At 38.8% G+C, this 16,992-nt stretch carries 30 protein-coding genes; 3 read left to right on the top strand and 27 right to left on the bottom strand.

Annotated elements, in window-relative coordinates:
• Positions 1 to 3: 3 nt before the first annotated feature.
• The 27 genes from EAF07_RS05975 to EAF07_RS06090 all read right to left on the bottom strand — a co-directional run bounded on the left by EAF07_RS05975 (position 4) and on the right by EAF07_RS06090 (position 13,615).
• Positions 4 to 1,395 (bottom strand): terminase large subunit domain-containing protein, encoded by a 1,392-nt coding sequence (locus EAF07_RS05975; protein WP_121835642.1) that lies wholly within the window; start codon positions 1,393 to 1,395, stop codon positions 4 to 6.
• Positions 1,392 to 1,880: a terminase small subunit gene (locus EAF07_RS05980; protein WP_121835644.1), complete on the bottom strand. Its 489-nt coding sequence runs from the start codon at positions 1,878 to 1,880 to the stop codon at positions 1,392 to 1,394. The genes EAF07_RS05975 and EAF07_RS05980 overlap by 4 nt, the downstream gene beginning before the upstream one ends.
• A gap of 286 nt (positions 1,881 to 2,166) precedes the next feature.
• Positions 2,167 to 2,595 (bottom strand): DUF1492 domain-containing protein, encoded by a 429-nt coding sequence (locus EAF07_RS05985; RefSeq protein ID WP_121835646.1) that lies wholly within the window; start codon positions 2,593 to 2,595, stop codon positions 2,167 to 2,169.
• A 307-nt stretch (positions 2,596 to 2,902) separates the two neighbouring features.
• Entirely contained in the window at positions 2,903 to 3,127 is a 225-nt protein-coding gene (locus tag EAF07_RS05990; protein ID WP_121835648.1) for a hypothetical protein, read from the bottom strand.
• 2 nt (positions 3,128 to 3,129) lie between these two features.
• Positions 3,130 to 3,543, bottom strand: a complete 414-nt coding sequence (locus EAF07_RS05995) for a YopX family protein (RefSeq protein ID WP_121835650.1) — start codon at positions 3,541 to 3,543, stop codon at positions 3,130 to 3,132.
• Positions 3,527 to 3,781: a DUF551 domain-containing protein gene (locus EAF07_RS06000; RefSeq protein WP_121835652.1), complete on the bottom strand. Its 255-nt coding sequence runs from the start codon at positions 3,779 to 3,781 to the stop codon at positions 3,527 to 3,529. The genes EAF07_RS05995 and EAF07_RS06000 overlap by 17 nt, the downstream gene beginning before the upstream one ends.
• Entirely contained in the window at positions 3,781 to 4,260 is a 480-nt protein-coding gene (locus EAF07_RS06005) for a DUF1642 domain-containing protein (RefSeq protein ID WP_121835653.1), read from the bottom strand. Before EAF07_RS06005 ends, EAF07_RS06000 begins: the two co-directional genes overlap by 1 nt.
• Before the next feature lies 1 nt (position 4,261).
• Positions 4,262 to 4,435: a hypothetical protein gene (locus EAF07_RS10625; RefSeq protein WP_183121666.1), complete on the bottom strand. Its 174-nt coding sequence runs from the start codon at positions 4,433 to 4,435 to the stop codon at positions 4,262 to 4,264.
• 33 nt (positions 4,436 to 4,468) lie between these two features.
• Positions 4,469 to 4,708 carry a hypothetical protein gene (locus EAF07_RS06010; protein WP_121835655.1) on the bottom strand — a complete coding sequence of 80 codons (240 nt, stop codon included), beginning with the start codon at positions 4,706 to 4,708 and terminating at the stop codon, positions 4,469 to 4,471.
• A gap of 3 nt (positions 4,709 to 4,711) precedes the next feature.
• On the bottom strand, positions 4,712 to 4,966 hold the full coding sequence (locus tag EAF07_RS06015) for a hypothetical protein (RefSeq protein WP_121835657.1): 255 nt from the start codon (positions 4,964 to 4,966) through the stop codon (positions 4,712 to 4,714).
• A gap of 1 nt (position 4,967) precedes the next feature.
• Positions 4,968 to 5,270 carry a DUF1372 family protein gene (locus EAF07_RS06020; protein WP_121835659.1) on the bottom strand — a complete coding sequence of 101 codons (303 nt, stop codon included), beginning with the start codon at positions 5,268 to 5,270 and terminating at the stop codon, positions 4,968 to 4,970.
• The gene (locus tag EAF07_RS06025) at positions 5,258 to 5,686 is read right to left on the bottom strand and encodes a RusA family crossover junction endodeoxyribonuclease (protein ID WP_121835661.1); all 429 of its coding nucleotides are present in this window, start codon (positions 5,684 to 5,686) and stop codon (positions 5,258 to 5,260) included. The genes EAF07_RS06020 and EAF07_RS06025 overlap by 13 nt, the downstream gene beginning before the upstream one ends.
• On the bottom strand, positions 5,683 to 6,012 hold the full coding sequence (locus EAF07_RS06030; RefSeq protein WP_121835662.1) for a hypothetical protein: 330 nt from the start codon (positions 6,010 to 6,012) through the stop codon (positions 5,683 to 5,685). The genes EAF07_RS06025 and EAF07_RS06030 overlap by 4 nt, the downstream gene beginning before the upstream one ends.
• Positions 6,013 to 6,024: 12 nt before the next feature.
• The gene (locus tag EAF07_RS06035) at positions 6,025 to 7,413 is read right to left on the bottom strand and encodes a PcfJ domain-containing protein (protein WP_121835664.1); all 1,389 of its coding nucleotides are present in this window, start codon (positions 7,411 to 7,413) and stop codon (positions 6,025 to 6,027) included.
• Positions 7,403 to 7,873 carry a Cas9 inhibitor AcrIIA9 family protein gene (locus EAF07_RS06040; protein ID WP_121835666.1) on the bottom strand — a complete coding sequence of 157 codons (471 nt, stop codon included), beginning with the start codon at positions 7,871 to 7,873 and terminating at the stop codon, positions 7,403 to 7,405. Before EAF07_RS06040 ends, EAF07_RS06035 begins: the two co-directional genes overlap by 11 nt.
• A 244-nt stretch (positions 7,874 to 8,117) precedes the next feature.
• The gene (locus tag EAF07_RS06045; protein WP_121835668.1) at positions 8,118 to 8,765 is read right to left on the bottom strand and encodes a Gabija anti-defense Gad2 family protein; all 648 of its coding nucleotides are present in this window, start codon (positions 8,763 to 8,765) and stop codon (positions 8,118 to 8,120) included.
• Positions 8,765 to 9,082, bottom strand: a complete 318-nt coding sequence (locus tag EAF07_RS06050; RefSeq protein WP_121835670.1) for a hypothetical protein — start codon at positions 9,080 to 9,082, stop codon at positions 8,765 to 8,767. Before EAF07_RS06050 ends, EAF07_RS06045 begins: the two co-directional genes overlap by 1 nt.
• Positions 9,083 to 9,084: 2 nt before the next feature.
• Positions 9,085 to 10,113, bottom strand: coding sequence for a DUF1351 domain-containing protein (locus EAF07_RS06055; protein ID WP_121835672.1), 1,029 nt, complete (start codon positions 10,111 to 10,113; stop codon positions 9,085 to 9,087).
• A 9-nt stretch (positions 10,114 to 10,122) separates the two neighbouring features.
• Positions 10,123 to 10,971, bottom strand: coding sequence for a phage recombination protein Bet (bet, locus tag EAF07_RS06060; protein ID WP_121835674.1), 849 nt, complete (start codon positions 10,969 to 10,971; stop codon positions 10,123 to 10,125).
• On the bottom strand, positions 10,968 to 11,147 hold the full coding sequence (locus EAF07_RS10775; RefSeq protein WP_000373551.1) for a hypothetical protein: 180 nt from the start codon (positions 11,145 to 11,147) through the stop codon (positions 10,968 to 10,970). Before EAF07_RS10775 ends, bet begins: the two co-directional genes overlap by 4 nt.
• Positions 11,148 to 11,150: 3 nt before the next feature.
• Positions 11,151 to 11,273, bottom strand: a complete 123-nt coding sequence (locus EAF07_RS10865; RefSeq protein WP_281272441.1) for a hypothetical protein — start codon at positions 11,271 to 11,273, stop codon at positions 11,151 to 11,153.
• A gap of 10 nt (positions 11,274 to 11,283) precedes the next feature.
• The gene (locus EAF07_RS06070; RefSeq protein WP_121835675.1) at positions 11,284 to 11,544 is read right to left on the bottom strand and encodes a hypothetical protein; all 261 of its coding nucleotides are present in this window, start codon (positions 11,542 to 11,544) and stop codon (positions 11,284 to 11,286) included.
• Positions 11,544 to 11,807: a hypothetical protein gene (locus EAF07_RS06075; RefSeq protein ID WP_121835677.1), complete on the bottom strand. Its 264-nt coding sequence runs from the start codon at positions 11,805 to 11,807 to the stop codon at positions 11,544 to 11,546. Before EAF07_RS06075 ends, EAF07_RS06070 begins: the two co-directional genes overlap by 1 nt.
• 211 nt (positions 11,808 to 12,018) lie before the next feature.
• Positions 12,019 to 12,345 carry an HTH domain-containing protein gene (locus EAF07_RS06080; RefSeq protein ID WP_245962702.1) on the bottom strand — a complete coding sequence of 109 codons (327 nt, stop codon included), beginning with the start codon at positions 12,343 to 12,345 and terminating at the stop codon, positions 12,019 to 12,021.
• Positions 12,346 to 12,406: 61 nt separating this feature from the next.
• Positions 12,407 to 12,583: a BOW99_gp33 family protein gene (locus EAF07_RS10630; protein WP_183121667.1), complete on the bottom strand. Its 177-nt coding sequence runs from the start codon at positions 12,581 to 12,583 to the stop codon at positions 12,407 to 12,409.
• A 74-nt stretch (positions 12,584 to 12,657) separates the two neighbouring features.
• Positions 12,658 to 13,383, bottom strand: coding sequence for a phage antirepressor KilAC domain-containing protein (locus EAF07_RS06085; RefSeq protein WP_121835681.1), 726 nt, complete (start codon positions 13,381 to 13,383; stop codon positions 12,658 to 12,660).
• A gap of 25 nt (positions 13,384 to 13,408) precedes the next feature.
• Positions 13,409 to 13,615: a helix-turn-helix transcriptional regulator gene (locus EAF07_RS06090; RefSeq protein ID WP_121835684.1), complete on the bottom strand. Its 207-nt coding sequence runs from the start codon at positions 13,613 to 13,615 to the stop codon at positions 13,409 to 13,411.
• Between the two features lie 173 nt (positions 13,616 to 13,788).
• Between EAF07_RS06090 and EAF07_RS06095 the strand changes: the two genes are divergently transcribed.
• The 3 genes from EAF07_RS06095 (at position 13,789) to EAF07_RS06105 (ending at position 16,944) form a co-directional block, all read left to right on the top strand.
• Positions 13,789 to 14,544, top strand: a complete 756-nt coding sequence (locus EAF07_RS06095; protein WP_121835686.1) for an XRE family transcriptional regulator — start codon at positions 13,789 to 13,791, stop codon at positions 14,542 to 14,544.
• A 12-nt stretch (positions 14,545 to 14,556) separates the two neighbouring features.
• Positions 14,557 to 15,369, top strand: a complete 813-nt coding sequence (locus EAF07_RS06100) for a hypothetical protein (RefSeq protein ID WP_121835688.1) — start codon at positions 14,557 to 14,559, stop codon at positions 15,367 to 15,369.
• 129 nt (positions 15,370 to 15,498) lie between these two features.
• Positions 15,499 to 16,944: a recombinase family protein gene (locus EAF07_RS06105; RefSeq protein ID WP_121835690.1), complete on the top strand. Its 1,446-nt coding sequence runs from the start codon at positions 15,499 to 15,501 to the stop codon at positions 16,942 to 16,944.
• Positions 16,945 to 16,992 lie beyond the last annotated feature (48 nt).

Here is a 16,992-nt window from a genome sequence, read left to right on the forward strand (position 1 = left end):
TTTCTACAAACCAAAACCAGCTCGCAAAGTGTCGAACTGGTTAGCATTAGCTTGTTTATTTCCGATTTGTTTTAGATGTGGTATCCAGCCGTATTGACCAGCGTTTATCGTATGGTCGTTTCGGTCTTCTGGCTCATCTTTATTTTCTTTCCAACTGTACACTTCCAGCTCGTGGATATGTTCGACACAGTCATCTACAACTAGATAACACCCTTGCTTCATCCACCCTGCCATGAGATTGATACGGTCGATAATCTTAATACTTTTATTAGCATTCATAAACTCGTAGATTAAACCATATTTACTGGCATACTTGCGTAATTCCATCACTGTCGCTTGGTCCGCGCTATCAACATAGATTTTTCTCGCAAACCCCCAGCTGTCCTTGCAATTATCAAGGAACTTGTGCAAAAAACGCACAACATCAGACGGTGCTATCTTATCACCGTTTAAATCCTTGTTGTTGTAGACTTTTTCAGCAAGTGTGACTAACTTCCCGTCTTTTGTAATCCCTTGAAACATAAAGGCAATTGTATCGTTCGAATGCTCTGAGTAAGACGTATCAACACCGCACGAATACTTGACGTAATCAAATTTCTTAGCTTGACTGCGTGCGATAACATTTCTTTGTCTTTCAAACATCGGAAAGATAAGACCTTCAGCACGTCCACGTAAGCCTAAGATTTTGTTTTTGTAAATCTTGGTCCCAACCGCAACCGTGCCGATGATCTGTTGTTTCTTTTCCTCTGGTAGTCCTGCGTTGTGGTCAAAATTAAAAAACCAGTACGTCCAATTTGGGTGCGCTGGTTGCTTATTTAATTCGTCCTGTATTTCTTTTGGCGTGTCATTGATATATTTGTCAAGACTTCGAAAACGGTTGATATACTGCTCGTAAACGGGCAGATTAGGGTCGTCTGGATTCATGGTACACATCCAGTAATCACAACGCATAGTGGATTCTTGGATAAAATCCGTATCCGCTGTGTTTATCTCGTCTATATATCCACAACCAAACTGCGAACCAAGAGCTTTTTTCCATTTTGTCTTATCTTCGTAACCCAAAATAAAAATAATCTTGTCGTGCTCTGGGTTATCGTCAACGTGATAGACCAAATGAGAAATCTTGTAATCAATGCTACCGTTGCCTCGATACTGGACCAAGTCCCCAAAAATATCAACGATACCTAAATCTGAATTGATAATGTTTTTTTCTGCGTCACCGATTGATTTCGAAGCAATGAAATGGAGCTTTTTCGGAGACTTAGCTACTTTAAGCATAAACTTAAAAGCACCGACTGTTGTCTTTCCTGCTGCGGTCGTCCCTTCGAGCGCCTCGGCCTCTGCGTTGTGCCTCAGAAACTCTTTATATTTTTCTGATAAAATTAAGTCGCTCACAAGCTATCACCTTCTAACTGCGCTAGGATGTTGTCTAGTTTGTTTGTTGACACATTAGCAGAAACTTCTTGCTTGTCTGTCCACATCGCGTATCGTTTACCAAGTAATTCAAGAGCTTTGTTTCTATCGCTATTTTTAGTAGGATATTCAACTAACTGGGGAATTTCGTCATAAACTTTGACGGATTTTCCGCTAATCGGGTCTTCCTTCAAAACACCAACCTTTGTAGTCACGACTGCGGTTTCTGTAGCTTGACCCGATGCAATTTCAGACAACATGACGAGGATTTGTTTTTGGGTCAAGATTTTCTCATCTTGCAATTCCTCCATTCGCTTTTGCAAATATTCCCGGATGTCAACATTTGTCAACAATCGTTGTCCTATACTTCTAGCTGTCTTTTCTGAGTAGCCTGCCTTTTTAGCGGACTCTGTTGCGTTACCTGAGATGATGTACTCATCTGCAAAGCGTTTCTGTCTCTCGTTGATTTTCCATCACCTCCAATCAAAAAAAGCCACTCAATGAGTGGCCATTGTTGTCGTCTAGCGACCTTAAAATAATATGTTGTCATCTTGAGGTGTGACCTAACCTAACAGGCTCTGTAGGATTCGAACCCACAAAGCTTTACGCTCCCCATTTGCTTGGGTGACCATCTACCAATTCTGAGAACTCTCCATAACAGGCAAGACACTTACTAGGTGCCTTACCCTTATTTCTTGATGATACTATAATAGCACGATAGTTACTGCAACGAACTGCAGATTTACTGCGTTTTTACTGCAAATTACTGCACAAAACTGCATCTAACTGCTTAATAGCTAATCGTTTTACTGTGTAAAACTTGCGCTCCGTGTAGTACTTGCCAATACAATCGCTTGGGTATTCCGCAGAGATGTACGCTCTGATGATTAGCAAACGATACTCTGCATCTAACTGATCAATCACCTCAATAATCTCTTGCTTACGCTTTAAGAGCTTATCAATTTGCTCTCGGTTGTAATCAGAGGTATCAATAATGCTGATATTTTTATCCTCTTGCGACTTCCTCAGTCCACTTGACACACGCATATCGGACCATTGAGGGCTAGAAAGTAAAGAACTCTCTGTGCGCTCGATATCCAATTTTAATTCCGTGATGATTTTCGGGATTGTCTGCAATTCTTTCAGTAACTTTTCTGCTTCTGTAATTTCCTTTCTAGCCACACGCTTCTCCTTTATGGTAAAATATATATGTTATCATTTTTACCAAGGAGCTAGCGTGAGCTAGCTTTTTTACATACCCATCACCCTTTCGTTCCCTTTTACCGTCATCAGGGTTATTTTTTGTCATTTTTAAGAGAGTTTTTCCTTTTTATATTTGATGGAACGACTCAGTTAGGATTCGAACCCAACTAAGCCCGCAATCTTACCGCTATCAGACTGCTGTGTGATACTACGCTTTGGAAAGTTCTTTCTTTTTTTATTTTTAGCGGTTATACCTATCAGACCTTTGACAGTCTGGTAGGTTGGTTTATTTGCGCTCTATTTTATAAAAAGCATTATGCTTCCCATAGTCGATAGTCCAAGTATCATTAACACACCACATACGATAATAAGGACTAGCATGTGTGTCTCTTGATTTTATGTGTTTGCTTATTGCTTCTTGAGCCGCTTTTAAGGTGTCAAAACTACCAATTTCGTTTACTATTTTGCTGTTTTTGTCATAAATTTCCCAAGTCACTTTAAATTTTGTCATTCTTAACCTCTAAAATCTGGGTGTTCTAACAGTTCTGGGTTTTCAAAGATATTCCCAACTTTTTCAAAAACTTCGCTGACGTAAAGACAGACTGGCACAAACATACCATGATCAAGTACAACAAGTAAAAGCTCACCAGAATACATCTTGACAATATCACCTACAAAAATTTCTTGGTTATGTTTGTCCCTGATGCCTGTTGACATCTGGATATGTACATAGCTAAGTGGGAGGTCTTTTATTAGATAATCTGTGTCATTCGTGTATAGTCCAAGTTCTCTGTTCAAAACAATCTCGTTAGATTTTCTTATGAGCAAAGCACCACCGTGTCCACCAGAAGATACAAAGATGTTGTCAAATAAATTCCCTATCCAAACTTTTTTTCGTGAGTCCCACGCTCTAAACTTCGGAATCATTGTTTACCTCCTTTGGTAACTCTGGCAATGGCATCCAGTAAAGACCTAGAGCATCACTATCCATGAGATTGGCTCCATCTGTATCGCTATACCATTCATCTAACCAAATCGTGACGCCATCGCTTACCAATACCATTTCTTCGCTATCTGGTACTGGTTCAGACCAAATTTCATCTGTACCAAAATATTGTTTTTCTTCTTCGTCTGTTTTCCGCAGTGCAAATTTATTCCATTTCATCATTCCTCCTCCACAGGTTTAGCCCACTGCCAAGCCCAGTTGAACTTTTCTCTTATTTTTTCTTCTGTCAGTTTAGCGGGAAAACATTTATATCCGTGGTCAAGTTTTAGCCTTCCGTTAATTGACGTAAGCGCCAATGTTCCGCCATTGTTAGGTATCTCAACCGTGTACAACTTATCCTTCTCAATTTCGTAGCCGTCAAGCCAAGCTCGGGCGAACAAATCAAAGTTCGAAAAGTCCATAAACCATTTTCTCACCCTTTTGTCTTCGAACGGGTGCTGGTAAGCATCAAATAAATTTAATGCTTTATCTCGTAGTCCTTCAATCCACTCCGCCACAAATTTCGGTATCACAACTTTCTGCGGTTCGTCAATTTGGTTGATGATATTAAGTACAGATTTTTTTGAGATAGGTTCATCTACAAAAGGTTCGTACTCTCCCATTTTTTCAATAGTTTCAATCGCTTCTTGTTTGTTCATCTTAAACCTCCAAAACTGTCACTTTGAATTTCTTCCCGTCAACCCGTATAAAATTACTAGCCTTGTCCTGTGTGTCACTGTTTATCACAAACCTGCAAAGCTTCAGTATACCAGTACCAAGATCCATAGCTTGAGAAAATTCTTTGATTTCATCATTTGAAAAATTACTACTCATTTTCCCCTCCTTATTTATACTTGTTCAAAACCTCTACAACTTTCTACTATATACAAGAACTCCTTCGACTGTTAGCTCTGCATAGTCTGGCATATACTCTTCAAATTCATACGGTCCAACAACCATAGATTTGATACAAACGCTATTACCGTCTCTAAAAAGAAACACGTTTACATGTTCTGCTCTGTTGTACTTAAAACTCTCATCATATGCCTTGGAAAAAGCCTCAGTAAAAGCTTTGCTAAGCATCTTCTTACGTTGTCGTTTGTTCATTTTTTACTCCATGTAGTCATCTTTTATCCAAATATCATCATTGTCTCTTCTAGGAAAAACTAGGTCATATCCTACCGACTTAGCAACATTTTTGAGTTGTTCAATAGTCTTAACCTCAATCTCTAAAACTGGGTTACAATTCCGTTCAAGGTCTGTATAGAAACTGGTATGAACAACCCTTTTTAATTTCTCGCCGTAAATCTGCCATGTTCTCACATCATCTAAAAAATAACGAGCACTTACAATTCGAAACTTCATATCAGTTCCCCCTCTTTTTAAGATAATCAGGTATTGGGTCACCAACCTTGATAGCCTCGTACTGTTCTTTTGTGACCAAAAACTTACCGTACGCATGGGCTGTGACTATGTAGCGTCCCTCTATGATTTCCTTGTCTGTGATTTGCCCTACCATCACACCGCCTGCATTATCAACGGTGTAAATAATGATGGGGTGTTTTTTAGGCTGTTGGTTAAGTGGTGCCACGTTTCCTAGCACAGCACCAACGATAAAGCAAACAACACATAGAGAGATAAAAAATAACCTTTCTTTTATCTGTTCCATTCCATAACCTCAGTTTCTACCTCAATACGTGGATTGAGACTATAAAACTTACCGACATCATGCAGAGCTATTTGGCCGTCATCTTGGAAGACTAAGCCAGACATGCTATCATATAGCGCCTTTTCGTAGTTATCCACATCAGGCTTTTTACCTACTGGTATAATCTCATCAATGAGTGCCTGCTGGTTCTTTTTGACTTTGGCGATATATTGAGGGGGCTTGATGTAAAACCTCACCTTAGCCCTCAGAGCGCCCTCAAGGATAGGCTGCCCCATGTACTGATTAGCAATAAGTAGCCTGCATTGATTGCGCCAAGCTTTCATTTTCTTGTCTTCATAAGTCGTGGTAAAATTCCCACGCCTGGCAAACCGTGGCCGTGACTGGGGTTTGGGTTCGATATTCAGGACTAATTTCATTCAAGCGCCCCCCTGATACCTGCCATCTCAAAGATATTCTCCTTGTTCTCTTTGACAAACTCAAAGAACCTTTTGATTTCTTGTAGGTCCTTGATGTTGTCCTTAACCTTTGAGAGAGAGCCAAAGAAGACTTCTCGCTTAGGCTGGACCTGAACTCGGCACTTAAAGACTGGCTCAAACAAGTCTCCGTTTTCGTCAAGCGTAGGCTGCCTATCCTTGTTGTCAAAAGTGATACTCATGTCATAATCAAGAGTGGTATTGACTGATACCTTTTTCCTGGTAATAACAATAGCGATATTTTCTGTCACGTTGATTTTGCTGATCATGTAATTCTTCTCCTATGCTGTTTCTTTCAAAATTTTTACTTGTTTCATCCACTGCCTAGCTACATCCCAAACATCTTCAGGTACATCATGGTTATACTTGCCCCGGAACTGGGAAATTTTTCCATTCTTAACCTCAAGTGTATAGAGAGGTGTGTTAGGTTTATTTTCTAACCTGACGAAGACAATCATAGTCACGCCTTTTAGATGCCTTTCTGTGTAAGAGCTAACGCAGTGATGTAACTTCTTGCCTTCGTAAATCAGCTCTGCGACTCTAGTAGGGACGTGGAATGAGTAACCTGAAACAACCTTGTCAAAAGTAGGACGTGCTTTGAATTCAGCTTCCAGCTGTTTTTCGCGCTCTCGTTTTTCTCTATTTCTTGCTTCATTGGCTAATCGTCGCTCTTCTTCTCGGAATTGATTGTAGAGCTCTACAGTGTGTCTGTGCATGCCTCGAAAATCTTTCGGAACTATCATTGCATCTCCTTCAGGTTCAATACCCATTTCAGATAGCATCTTCAAATAGTCCTGGTATTCTCTGAAATCAATCTTGTACTTGATAACCCAATTTTGAAACTTGTTAATCCCGACACCTTTAGGGATTTTTTTGATATCTTGAAAGTGTAGGTAGCTTTCGATGCCTGGGACTAACTTCCCATTTCTTTCTTTCAATCGACGCTCTAACTCAAATTCCAAAAAACTACGATTTGAGTTTTTAAAAAATTGCTTATTCTTCTGCAGCCATTTGCGGTTCAGGGTACGCATATCAACAGACTTTCCGTATCCTAAGCCAGCCCTTTCGTACCGTGGTCTCATGATATCATTGGCCAGTTTCCAGGCATTTATTTTTTGAGCAAATTCAATCTCAAATTTGTATTTGTAAAACCGCTCAATCTCCCAGAAATAAATGTAGTTGAATTTTAGATATTTGAGTTCTGAGACTGTCTTCAGTCTATCTTGCCAATTATTTGGATAAAATTTGTTACCTGAATAAGGTCCACCTCCAAAGAAATTCTCAATCAGATATGGGAAGTACTGGTCTGTGTAAGAGCGACCTATTTTGATATGCTTATCATTTTCGAAGCGCTCGATATTGGCCAAGGCGTACTTAATTGATTGATGACCGTTGTCAACTCGTGAATTGAACTCATAGGACTGGATTTCAATCCGGCTAGAAGTACAAAGAATGATTGAGAAAAAATAGGTCTTGTCATAAAAGGTCAGTCGTGATGCTTTAGTCAGCTTTTTCTCAACACAGTAGCCTAGTTTCAAATCTGACGCTACAATTGTTTGCTTTTTGTTGGACCATTTGTAGGTTGTGATTTGAGAATAGCACCAGTCCCAAAATGACTTGGGAGGTTTCAACCTACGTTCAGCTTGCTTTCTCAATTCTTCAGATTTCATCAAACAAATCTGCAAACAGGTCAATCTGACCGTCCGCCACTCCTTTCTCTTTTTTAGTTTTTTTGGCCGGTTTTGTATAATCATCATTTGGACCAACACCTTTTTTGATTTTGGCCACATCGATTTCACGATCAACCTTCTTATCCGTCTTCTTGACTGGTTCAACAGGAACTTGTTTGATGTTCTCCAGTTTACTATTGGCCAAGAAATATTCCCGAACCCATCCAAAGACTATCTCATCATCAATGCAAGCAACTCCATTCTGTGCAAATTCTCTAGCTTTGTCTTTTGCATACTTCAAAGCCATTTTGATAGTGTAGCCATCCTTGAGGACACCTTGGAATAACTCGTCATCATCCTGCTCGCATAGCCAATTGTGAATAGCATCCTCAGCAGGACTGTGGTCCTTATTCATCTCTTCAAGCATTTTGGACAATGCTTTTTCTTTTAGTTCGTTCATGATTTACCTAAAAAACTGCGACTGCCAAAGATGTGAGTTTGACTAAATACGGGCAGTCGCTATCATTCGTCCAACTGTCTTCTGATCGTTTGCAGTTGACACGCTTTCTAGTTCGCTTTTTTCGTGGTTCACGGCACGTATTTTTTATTTATCTTTTCTCGCTTCACGTTCTCCTAGCAGAAAACCTAGACATAGCCACAAGAAAGTCCATGCTGCTAATAAAATAAATTCAAAAATTATCATTTCAATCTAACCCCTCATATAAACTTTTGCCGAGTTGTTCCTCGAAATCCTCTTGATTATCTGGGTCTAACATGGCCAAACTTGTAACTATCTTCACCTTTGTTTCTCTACAAGGCTGGTATCCATATTTTGCATATCTCATAAGCCTGTTAAAAGTGCTGACTGGATAAGGTAAGCCAGCGTCTACGACTAACCTTTTGGTGTGTAAATGCTCAAAAAAATCTTCGTGATAAATGATTTCAAAAACCGCCATGTAATTATCTTCGTCTACATTGTCATAGTTTTTGTAATAAGCAAACTTTGTTATTGTAAAATCAAAATTTTGAATAATCTGTTTTGGTTTGCCGTAAGTATTTCTAATCAGTTCAAGGCGGACTTTTTCTTTAATTGAATAGATTGACCAACAATTCTTGTTCTCATACGAAAATTTCCATTCAGCAGGATTTTCTTTCATTTGTTGCTTGTAGTAGCTCTTTGCCTCTAAAAAATCATTTTCACTTTCAAAGAAAATATCTAAGTCTTTAACACGCTCATTGTTAAAGATATTTTTAAAACACCCTCCGGCGATAAAACCCTTGTGGCCTATAAGAAACTTATCAAGCCACCATAACTGCCTATAATTTAGCAAGTCGCATATTTTGAATGTCATTACTCCCCTCCTGGATTTTGCCACCAATCAAGCAAGTCAGCCTGATAGTCGTTTACGTATTGCTCAAACTCCTGAAATTGGAGGATAGCCCACCGTAGGCGGTGCATATCCTCTCCACTTCTTGAGCAAAAACCACTAATCTTGAATACAGGTTCAATGGTATTTATTACTTCTAGCACCTGACCATCAATGTTAAAAGCGTCCTCTGCTACTACTTTCAGGTCTAAAATGAACTCATCACCCAAATTATGGATAACCTGCAAGCGTTGACCGTCTGAATAGATACTAATACTTTCTGATACTTGTCTAATTTCCATGATTACCACCCATTCTGTTCATTTAGTTCAGCCTGTGTCAGAGGCTCTATACGTTGATAGCCGCTAACTTGATAATTCTTTTTGAAATCAAATCCAAGTTGACTCAGACCACTCTTGAAACGGTCTTTTTCAGCCGTATCTGTAAAATAAACTTCCAAAGTCATTTTTTGGGTGTATCTCTTAGGTTCATTTTCAGCCCCTGTGAGCGTTTCTTGGTCAGGGTGGGATAATTGCCCTCCGTCTAAAATCTCTCCTGTTTCTTTGTCAATTTGGGGCATTTCCACTGATTTTTGAGCCAATTCTTGTTCTTTAGCTCGCTGAGCTGCTAAAAGTTGCTCTCTTTCAGCTTCGGCTTTCCTCATTTCCTGCTTTTGCTTTTCAAAGAGGTAGTCAGACTTAATCTGCTCTAAAACCTCTACAAGTGTCATAACTTCTAGCATGCGGATATAAGGCTGGTCTGTCATACCATACTCAGCACATTGTCCAGAGATTGTAGCTTTGGCCTTTTTGTACTCCTCCTGTTTTTGATACTCAAATGTGACTATGTCCTCAAGAGATTTCATAGTAACTTTTTTAAGTGTCACACCGTCGGCCATAAAGTCAGAGGCTTTGATATATTCTGTGGCTTTAGCGTCAAAAATACGAGGGTCTAGCATATACTCAGCAGCTTTGTTAGCTAGATAGCTCTTGACAGTGTCCAAGCGGACAGCTTTCTGATGGTCTTCAAATTCCTTAACATCAGCTGCAATCTTGTCAATCGTATCGTCAAGTGGTTTGCTTGCTTGTTTGATATATCCGTCAATCTCATCAGCTGGCTTTGAGAGTTCTTTTTTGACTTTGATACGCTCATCAGATAACTGTTTCTTGAGTTTGCGTAGGTCAGCTAGAACTTGCTTATCTTCTTTGATGGTTGCAGCTGTTACTGTATAATTTTTGTATTTCGCTACAACATCATTGATATTCTGCTCAAATTTTTCACGGTCAACGATTTCAACTTGTGCCTGTGTTACCTTTACTTGTAATTCTTGCATGTTGTCCTCCTAGTATTCTAGTTCTTCATCAAGTAGCTCACCTTGTACAGCCTCGCTATCGTCATTGTTTGTTCCGTATAATGGCACTTCCTCTGCGTTGATTTTTTCAGCTGGTTTATTCAGTTGTTCTTGTTTCATCTGCTCAATCTGAGCCATTTTGCGTGCCATAACATCCTCACGGGTTTCTTGTGGCGTGACATCTTTAGGTGTGTTATCTAACTGAATTTCATCAGCCTCATAACTCGCTCCAAGCTCAGCAGGAAATGCCTCACGGTAAGCTGACACTAGAGCTACTTTCCGTATCATGACACAAGGCATAGTATCCCAGTTATTCTCACCTATTGGCTTGCCGTATGAGTTCATCACTGGATAAGTAACATCTTTCCCTTGCTGTGTCAGTTCCTTAACTCTTGCACGGATTTTGGAATTGTCGTACTCTTCAAAAGATACTTCTGTTTCTGTCGGATAAGTACGGTCTTTGCGGTACACCTTAGCCCAACCGCCAAGGATTTCAGCGCCTTTAGGAATGAATGCCCCCTTAGAGTATTTAATCTCTCCGTCCATCAGATAGATTACACTCGCCTCTTTTCCGTCAAATTGAGGGTGACTATCAGCCTTTTTCTCAAAAGCTGATTTAGCAGTAACTACCTGAGCTGGCTGGTTTCCGTACTTGATAAAATAGATTTCCTTGGTGAATGGGTTTAGATTTTGTGCTTTAGCTTGGGCTATAAAATAGGCAAGCTCCTCATCACTAGCTTTTCCTTGTGGGTCAAGATATTTTCTGATGATACCGCTATTAAGTAGCTGAGGGTTAGTCAGAAAATCCCCTTTTGTTTCTACAAGTTGATTATTAGTCATCTTCTTCTCCTTTTGGTTTGTTTCATATTCCAATTTTCACGCTTTAAGCGTCTATTTTCATTTGTGAGTGAGATAATCTTGTCTTGCTGTTCGTTGATAATCTCTCCTAGTTCATAGCAAAGCTCTAGGTATCGTTTGCGCCAATAGGCATTATCTTCATAGCGTTCTCTGTCCATAGGCTAAACCTGCTCATCTTTCCACCTGTCATAAGCCTCATCTTCATCAACCTCAGGCTCTGAGTAGGGTTCAGGGGGCGTGCTAAGCCAAATATCATAGTCAAACCATGGGTAAGTACCGTCCATGTTGCACCTCCTATCCTGCCTGACTTTCATAGACATCAATTAGACGCTTTTGAGTCGCTACAGTATCAGCATAGCGTCTACGGTCACGGCCAAGTTCCATATTTTCCTCAGAGAGTTCTTGCAGTAGCGCACGCTGTTTCTTGATGATTTCCCTAAGCTCACGGTTTTCATCCTTTAAAGCCTTGACTTCAATCAAGTTATTTACTTGTACGGGTGGTTGAGTAGTTTCAAATTCATCTAGCCCAAAAAATGATTTCAATTTGTCTAGCATTATTCTTCCTCCTCATTGTCTTCGGTCATTTTGTTAATAGCCTCTTGTGCAGGCATACCGCTTAGAATATTTTTGATAGCATGGCTAATTTCATGTGTCAGTAAGGCTTTTTCCTTAACCATATCATCTTTAGGAACAATACCAATTTCCATCAATGCTATTGCTGCGACACTTGACATGTGGATTTTTTCTTGAAATTTTTTAAGTTCATCAATGACACTGCTGTTATCGTTAGTATATTGTTTTGAAAATTTTTTAATCATGATTTTTACCTGTGGATAACTTTAGTTATCCCTTTCTTTATTTAATAAGTATGACTTGTTTTAAGTTAATATTTGTTTAGTAGTTAATACTTGTTGTAGGTTAATATTTGTTAGTGCACAGATTTACACATCACATTTTTACACATCACATTTTTACACATCACATTTTCTAGGAACTGTAAAACACAAAGTTTGTGGAAACTGTGGATAACTATTGATTTGCAATCTTATCAAAAGGTATATCCCAAAATTCCTCATTTTCAGCAATCCTCTGCCTAATGATGGATAACTGAAAATCTGTAAATCTTACATCTGATACAAACCTCAAAATTTTGAACCCCTTACCTCTTCCACGACTAAACTTAAATGTTTTCATGTATCCCAATTTCTCTAACTGCTTAAAGTGCCTATCTACAGTAGTTCTACTAATGTTCATACGCCTTGCAATTTCCTCAGGATATATTTCCCAATCGCTTTTATTACTAAGTAAAACCGCTAGAATACCTATCGTGGCTGGCTCTAGTTCTCTATCCTGCAAAAAGGCGTTGTTAATTGCTGTATAATTTTCGTGAGGATTTCTGAAAGATATAGTCCACTGATTACGCTCCCTTCCGTTGTTCCTGCTTGTTCATTCCTAGGATAATGTCATAATAAGCATGTCCAGCTGGAATGACATAGCCCTCTGTTTCAAATTCCACCCATTGCTCCACACCGTCCACAATTACCTTGCGTAGGTTAGTAATTTTGGGTGTCCATTTCTTTTTTTCTGTTTTCATGGTAAAATTTCCTTATAATCTTTTTGATTTGTCCCTCAATGGAATGGCCGTTCCTGAGGGGCTTTTTTGTGTTCTCAGCCTGGTAGGTACTCCTGATTGAGAAATTTGTTGATAAAATACTGCTGACCTTTGCCAGTAACCTTAGTGGTTGTATTGACTGTGGTGTGACCGTCAGCATGGTTGATATTGGTCTTCTTGAGTTCAAACAGACCAAGTTGCATGCTCTTTTGTGTCGGTTGGTTCCAAGACTCGCCACGACGACTGATCAGATAACCATTAGCTCGTAACCACTGAAAGAGTTTATTTTGACCAATGTCAATACCGTTCTGTTTCAGGATTTTAGCTAGCTCACCAATCAGACAAGATGACTTGCTAGCACTCACAGCGTCAGCAAACAGTACCTTAGGACGGTCAGCTTTGATCTGTGCCTCTAACTTGTGGACTTTCTTATCTGCCATGAGTAAGGCTCTTGCCATGATTTTCTCAGGGCTGTTATAGTCTTTCTCAATTTGGATAAAGTAAGCTCTGACTTGCTTGCCTTTGTCGGTACGCTGTATCATAGCAATTTCTTTAGCCATATCTAGCTTGATGATATGGTCAACTTTATTATGTCCACCTCGTCCTGTTTGCTTCACAAAATTGTTAAGCAAAAAATCTTGATTTTCGGTAAAGCCGTACTCAATCATTCTGTCAAACCACATTGAGTATGGAGTCTTGACTCCTAAAGCCTCATGTAGTTGTCTTCCTGACACTACAGGCTCATGATTGTCATTCAGCGTTACGTTGATGAGTTCATTCATATTGTCTCCTTTTACATTTTTGCGGTTAAACCGCAACGTTGTGCAAAAAAATAATATCGTCAATCGACACATTAAAAGTAGTAGCGATTTGATAGGCTTGAGTAACAGTAGGTTCTGTTTTACCTCGTTCCCAATTTCCCCAAGTATCTGTAGAAACTTCTAGAGCTCTGGCAGCATCTGCTTGTCGCCAATTTTTTAACGTACGCAACGTTTTCAAGGTCATCTTTGACATAGTTTATTACCTTTCTGTAGATTTTTGATAGTTGATTAGCTCAGCTATGTTTATAGTATAATGCGGTTAAACCGCAATGTCAAGGATTTTTTGCGTTTTTTACGCTTTTTTTTATTTTTTTCTTTACTTATTTGCGTTTTTGCCGTAATATATACTATATAAGGAGCGATAAAATGAATAATGACAAAAGTAAAGAAATCTTTGCCAGAAATCTTGAAATTCAAATGACACGCAAAGGCGTTGATAGAAATAAACTGTGTTCTGACCTAGATTTGAAATATACTACTGTAAGAGACTGGTTAAAAGGTATAACTTATCCTAGAATTGGTAAGATTGAGCTTCTAGCAGATTATTTTGGTATCAATAAATCTGACCTTATTGAGGATAAACATCAAGATATTAAAGAGCTTAAAATACCTACTTCTCCACTAGTTCAAAAAATTACTGAAAAAGTTGTTAAGTTGACAACGCCAAGAAAACAAAAAGTGCTGCGATATGCTGATGAACAACTCAATGAACAATCAAATAAAGTTATTACTTTAGAAGAACACCTATTCGAGTATAAGGTGTATGAAAAGCTATCAGCTGGTTCTGGTTTTTCATATTTTAATGACGGTAATTTTGATACTGTTTTCTATGATAAAGATTTAGAACATGATTTTGCTTCTTGGGTTTTTGGAGATTCCATGGAGCCTAAATATAAAAACGGTGAAGTCGTGCTAATCAGAGAAACTGGTTTTGACTATGACGGTGCTGTCTATGCTGTTGACTGGGACGGTCAAACCTATATCAAAAAGGTGTACCGAGAAGAAGACGGCCTCCGCTTAGTGTCGCTAAACCCTAAGTATAAGGATAAGTTTGCTCCTTATGACGAAGAACCCAGAATTATTGGTAAAATAGTTGGCAATTTTCAGCCATTTGAAAATTAGATAGGAGGTACAATGAGCTTTACACAGTCTATTTATAACTTTTTCAAAAAGACCCCACAATCTCCACCTCAGAAAAGACCCTTTTTGATTTTTGGTAGGCAACTAGACGACTGGGATGGTTTTTTATTTGATAATGTGTTACCTTGGGCTAATGATACAATACCAAATACAGAGCTTAGTATATCTGACTTAATATTTCTATGGGTAATTAGTAGATTTGGTCAAGACTTTCACTCATATCCTACTCATCTTTCCAGAAACTACGGCGTTACAAAACCTCTGGAACAAGTTCAAAAACTTATAAACTTAGGTTTAGTTGACCGTAATTTTATAGTCACTGAACTTGGTCTTAAAGCTATCAGTAAAAACCGTAAATATATTGACCTCCATAAAAACGGCTGGACTACGCCTGAGGAGAAAAAATACAACAAAGAAAGTGATAAACAGTTCACTAAAAAATACGCTGAATGGTTGCTAGAAATTGGTTTGTCAGAAAATGGAAACAAAGTACTTGCAAATCTTGAGAATGCTAATAAAAGAGATGAGTCTTTTCAAGTCTTTCAAAAAGGAGAAACGTTAGGTAAAAGTAAAAATTACATAGAGTCTAACTTAATCCTACTACCACTATTAGAAAATGACTCTGTAGACTTCTACGTTTCACTTTATGAACGGATTGCAAAAAATTACCGTGGACTCAAAGAATATCAAAATGAAATTGATATATGTCAAAAATTTTTGAATGATATTCAGCCTCTATACGGTGGTGATATGTGGATTGAAGATTTTACTAAGCGTATCAACTTTGCAACAAATCATATAAAATAAAAAAACCTTACGCTCCAAGATTGCCGTCTGGGGAGCATAAGGCTAAGTGACAAGAAATCAGGCATTAAAAAGCCCTTTTTCTTGTACCCATTTTATCATTTTTTAGGAAATTTTGAAAGAGGTACTACTATGATGACAACAAACAAAGTGGCAATTTACATCAGGGTCTCCACTACTTCGCAAGCAGAGGAGGGTTACTCTATTGAGGAGCAAAAAGACAAGCTCTCCAGCTATTGCAATATTAAAGACTGGAGCATTTACAACATCTACACGGATGGTGGATTTTCAGGGTCAAATACTGAGAGACCTGCTCTTGAAAAACTCATCAAGGACGCCAAAAAGAAAAAGTTTGATACCGTTCTTGTCTATAAACTGGACCGCCTGAGCCGTAGCCAAAAGGATACCCTCTACTTGATTGAGGATATTTTTTTAGAAAATAACATAGATTTTGTAAGCCTGCTTGAAAACTTTGACACCTCTACTCCTTTTGGTAAGGCCATGGTGGGGATTTTGTCCGTATTCGCCCAGTTAGAACGTGAGCAAATCAAAGAGCGTATGCAACTAGGCAAACTAGGCCGTGCAAAGTCTGGAAAATCTATGATGTGGGCAAAAACTTCCTACGGATATGATTACCACAAAGGAACTGGAGAAATGACCATAAATGAACTTGAGGCTATTGTAGTCAAAGACATTTTCCAGTCCTACCTTGAGGGGATGTCTATTACTAAACTCAGAGATAAAATAAATGAAAAATACCCTAAAACTCCAGCCTGGCATTACAGAATTATCAGAGGTATTCTAGCTAATCCTGTCTACTGTGGTTACAACCAATACAAGGGGCAGGTATTCCCAGGAAACCATGAACCTATTATCTCTGATGAAGTCTTTAACAAGACTCAAAAAGAACTAAAAATAAGACAGCATAAAGCAGCTGAAATAGGTAACCCTAGACCGTTTCAGGCTAAGTACATGCTTTCAGGCATTGCCCAATGTGGTTACTGCCACGCCCCTCTAAAATTGATACTGGGCGTGATAAGAAAAGACGGTACCAGGTTTATGAAATATGAGTGTTACCAAAGAATACCACGAAAGACTAAAGGCGTGACCGTATATAATAACAATGAAAAATGTCACTCTGGTTATTATTACAAAGAAGATATTGAAGCCTATGTCCTAAAAGAAATTAGTAACCTACAAAATGACAATGACTGCCTAGATGAGCTATTTTCTAACCCAGAAACTGATGCTATTGACCGTGACAACTATCAGAAACAGATAGAGGAGATTACTAAGAAACTTAGTAGACTAAATGACCTCTACATAGATGACCGTATCACACTGGAGGATCTGCAAAAGAAGTCTGCTGAGTTCATCACTATTAGAGCGTTTCTTGAGGCTGAGCTAGAAAACGACCCAACACTCAAACAACAAGAAAGAAAAGAAGACATGAGGAGCATACTTAGTGCTGAGGATATTTTTTCAATGGACTATGAGCGCCAAAAGGTAATGGTTAGAGCCCTTATTAACAAGGTTCAGGTCACGGCTGAGAATATTTCTATCAAGTGGAAGATATAAAGAATTTTACTATCCTACATTTCTGCCAGAGTGAAAGCTTGTACAGTC

The sequence above is a fragment of the Streptococcus hillyeri genome, assembly GCF_003686955.1.
In the GTDB taxonomy this organism is placed as follows: domain Bacteria; phylum Bacillota; class Bacilli; order Lactobacillales; family Streptococcaceae; genus Streptococcus; species Streptococcus hillyeri.

Bases quoted from the DNA above. Each gene is read 5' to 3' on its own strand.
- EAF07_RS05990 (WP_121835648.1), bottom strand. From the start codon at position 3,127: ATGACAAAATTTAAAGTGACTTGGGAAATTTATGACAAAAACAGCAAA.
- EAF07_RS05995 (WP_121835650.1), bottom strand. From the start codon at position 3,543: ATGATTCCGAAGTTTAGAGCGTGGGACTCACGAAAAAAAGTTTGGATA.
- EAF07_RS06000 (WP_121835652.1), bottom strand. From the start codon at position 3,781: ATGAAATGGAATAAATTTGCACTGCGGAAAACAGACGAAGAAGAAAAA.
- EAF07_RS06005 (WP_121835653.1), bottom strand. From the start codon at position 4,260: ATGAACAAACAAGAAGCGATTGAAACTATTGAAAAAATGGGAGAGTAC.
- EAF07_RS10625 (WP_183121666.1), bottom strand. From the start codon at position 4,435: ATGAGTAGTAATTTTTCAAATGATGAAATCAAAGAATTTTCTCAAGCT.
- EAF07_RS06010 (WP_121835655.1), bottom strand. From the start codon at position 4,708: ATGAACAAACGACAACGTAAGAAGATGCTTAGCAAAGCTTTTACTGAG.
- EAF07_RS06015 (WP_121835657.1), bottom strand. From the start codon at position 4,966: ATGAAGTTTCGAATTGTAAGTGCTCGTTATTTTTTAGATGATGTGAGA.
- EAF07_RS06020 (WP_121835659.1), bottom strand. From the start codon at position 5,270: ATGGAACAGATAAAAGAAAGGTTATTTTTTATCTCTCTATGTGTTGTT.
- EAF07_RS06025 (WP_121835661.1), bottom strand. From the start codon at position 5,686: ATGAAATTAGTCCTGAATATCGAACCCAAACCCCAGTCACGGCCACGG.
- EAF07_RS06030 (WP_121835662.1), bottom strand. From the start codon at position 6,012: ATGATCAGCAAAATCAACGTGACAGAAAATATCGCTATTGTTATTACC.
- EAF07_RS06035 (WP_121835664.1), bottom strand. From the start codon at position 7,413: ATGAAATCTGAAGAATTGAGAAAGCAAGCTGAACGTAGGTTGAAACCT.
- EAF07_RS06040 (WP_121835666.1), bottom strand. From the start codon at position 7,873: ATGAACGAACTAAAAGAAAAAGCATTGTCCAAAATGCTTGAAGAGATG.
- EAF07_RS06045 (WP_121835668.1), bottom strand. From the start codon at position 8,765: ATGACATTCAAAATATGCGACTTGCTAAATTATAGGCAGTTATGGTGG.
- EAF07_RS06050 (WP_121835670.1), bottom strand. From the start codon at position 9,082: ATGGAAATTAGACAAGTATCAGAAAGTATTAGTATCTATTCAGACGGT.
- EAF07_RS06055 (WP_121835672.1), bottom strand. From the start codon at position 10,113: ATGCAAGAATTACAAGTAAAGGTAACACAGGCACAAGTTGAAATCGTT.
- bet (WP_121835674.1), bottom strand. From the start codon at position 10,971: ATGACTAATAATCAACTTGTAGAAACAAAAGGGGATTTTCTGACTAAC.
- EAF07_RS10775 (WP_000373551.1), bottom strand. From the start codon at position 11,147: ATGGACAGAGAACGCTATGAAGATAATGCCTATTGGCGCAAACGATAC.
- EAF07_RS10865 (WP_281272441.1), bottom strand. From the start codon at position 11,273: ATGGACGGTACTTACCCATGGTTTGACTATGATATTTGGCTTAGCACG.
- EAF07_RS06070 (WP_121835675.1), bottom strand. From the start codon at position 11,544: ATGCTAGACAAATTGAAATCATTTTTTGGGCTAGATGAATTTGAAACT.
- EAF07_RS06075 (WP_121835677.1), bottom strand. From the start codon at position 11,807: ATGATTAAAAAATTTTCAAAACAATATACTAACGATAACAGCAGTGTC.
- EAF07_RS10630 (WP_183121667.1), bottom strand. From the start codon at position 12,583: ATGAAAACAGAAAAAAAGAAATGGACACCCAAAATTACTAACCTACGC.
- EAF07_RS06085 (WP_121835681.1), bottom strand. From the start codon at position 13,383: ATGAATGAACTCATCAACGTAACGCTGAATGACAATCATGAGCCTGTA.
- EAF07_RS06090 (WP_121835684.1), bottom strand. From the start codon at position 13,615: ATGTCAAAGATGACCTTGAAAACGTTGCGTACGTTAAAAAATTGGCGA.
- EAF07_RS06095 (WP_121835686.1), top strand. From the start codon at position 13,789: ATGAATAATGACAAAAGTAAAGAAATCTTTGCCAGAAATCTTGAAATT.
- EAF07_RS06100 (WP_121835688.1), top strand. From the start codon at position 14,557: ATGAGCTTTACACAGTCTATTTATAACTTTTTCAAAAAGACCCCACAA.
- EAF07_RS06105 (WP_121835690.1), top strand. From the start codon at position 15,499: ATGATGACAACAAACAAAGTGGCAATTTACATCAGGGTCTCCACTACT.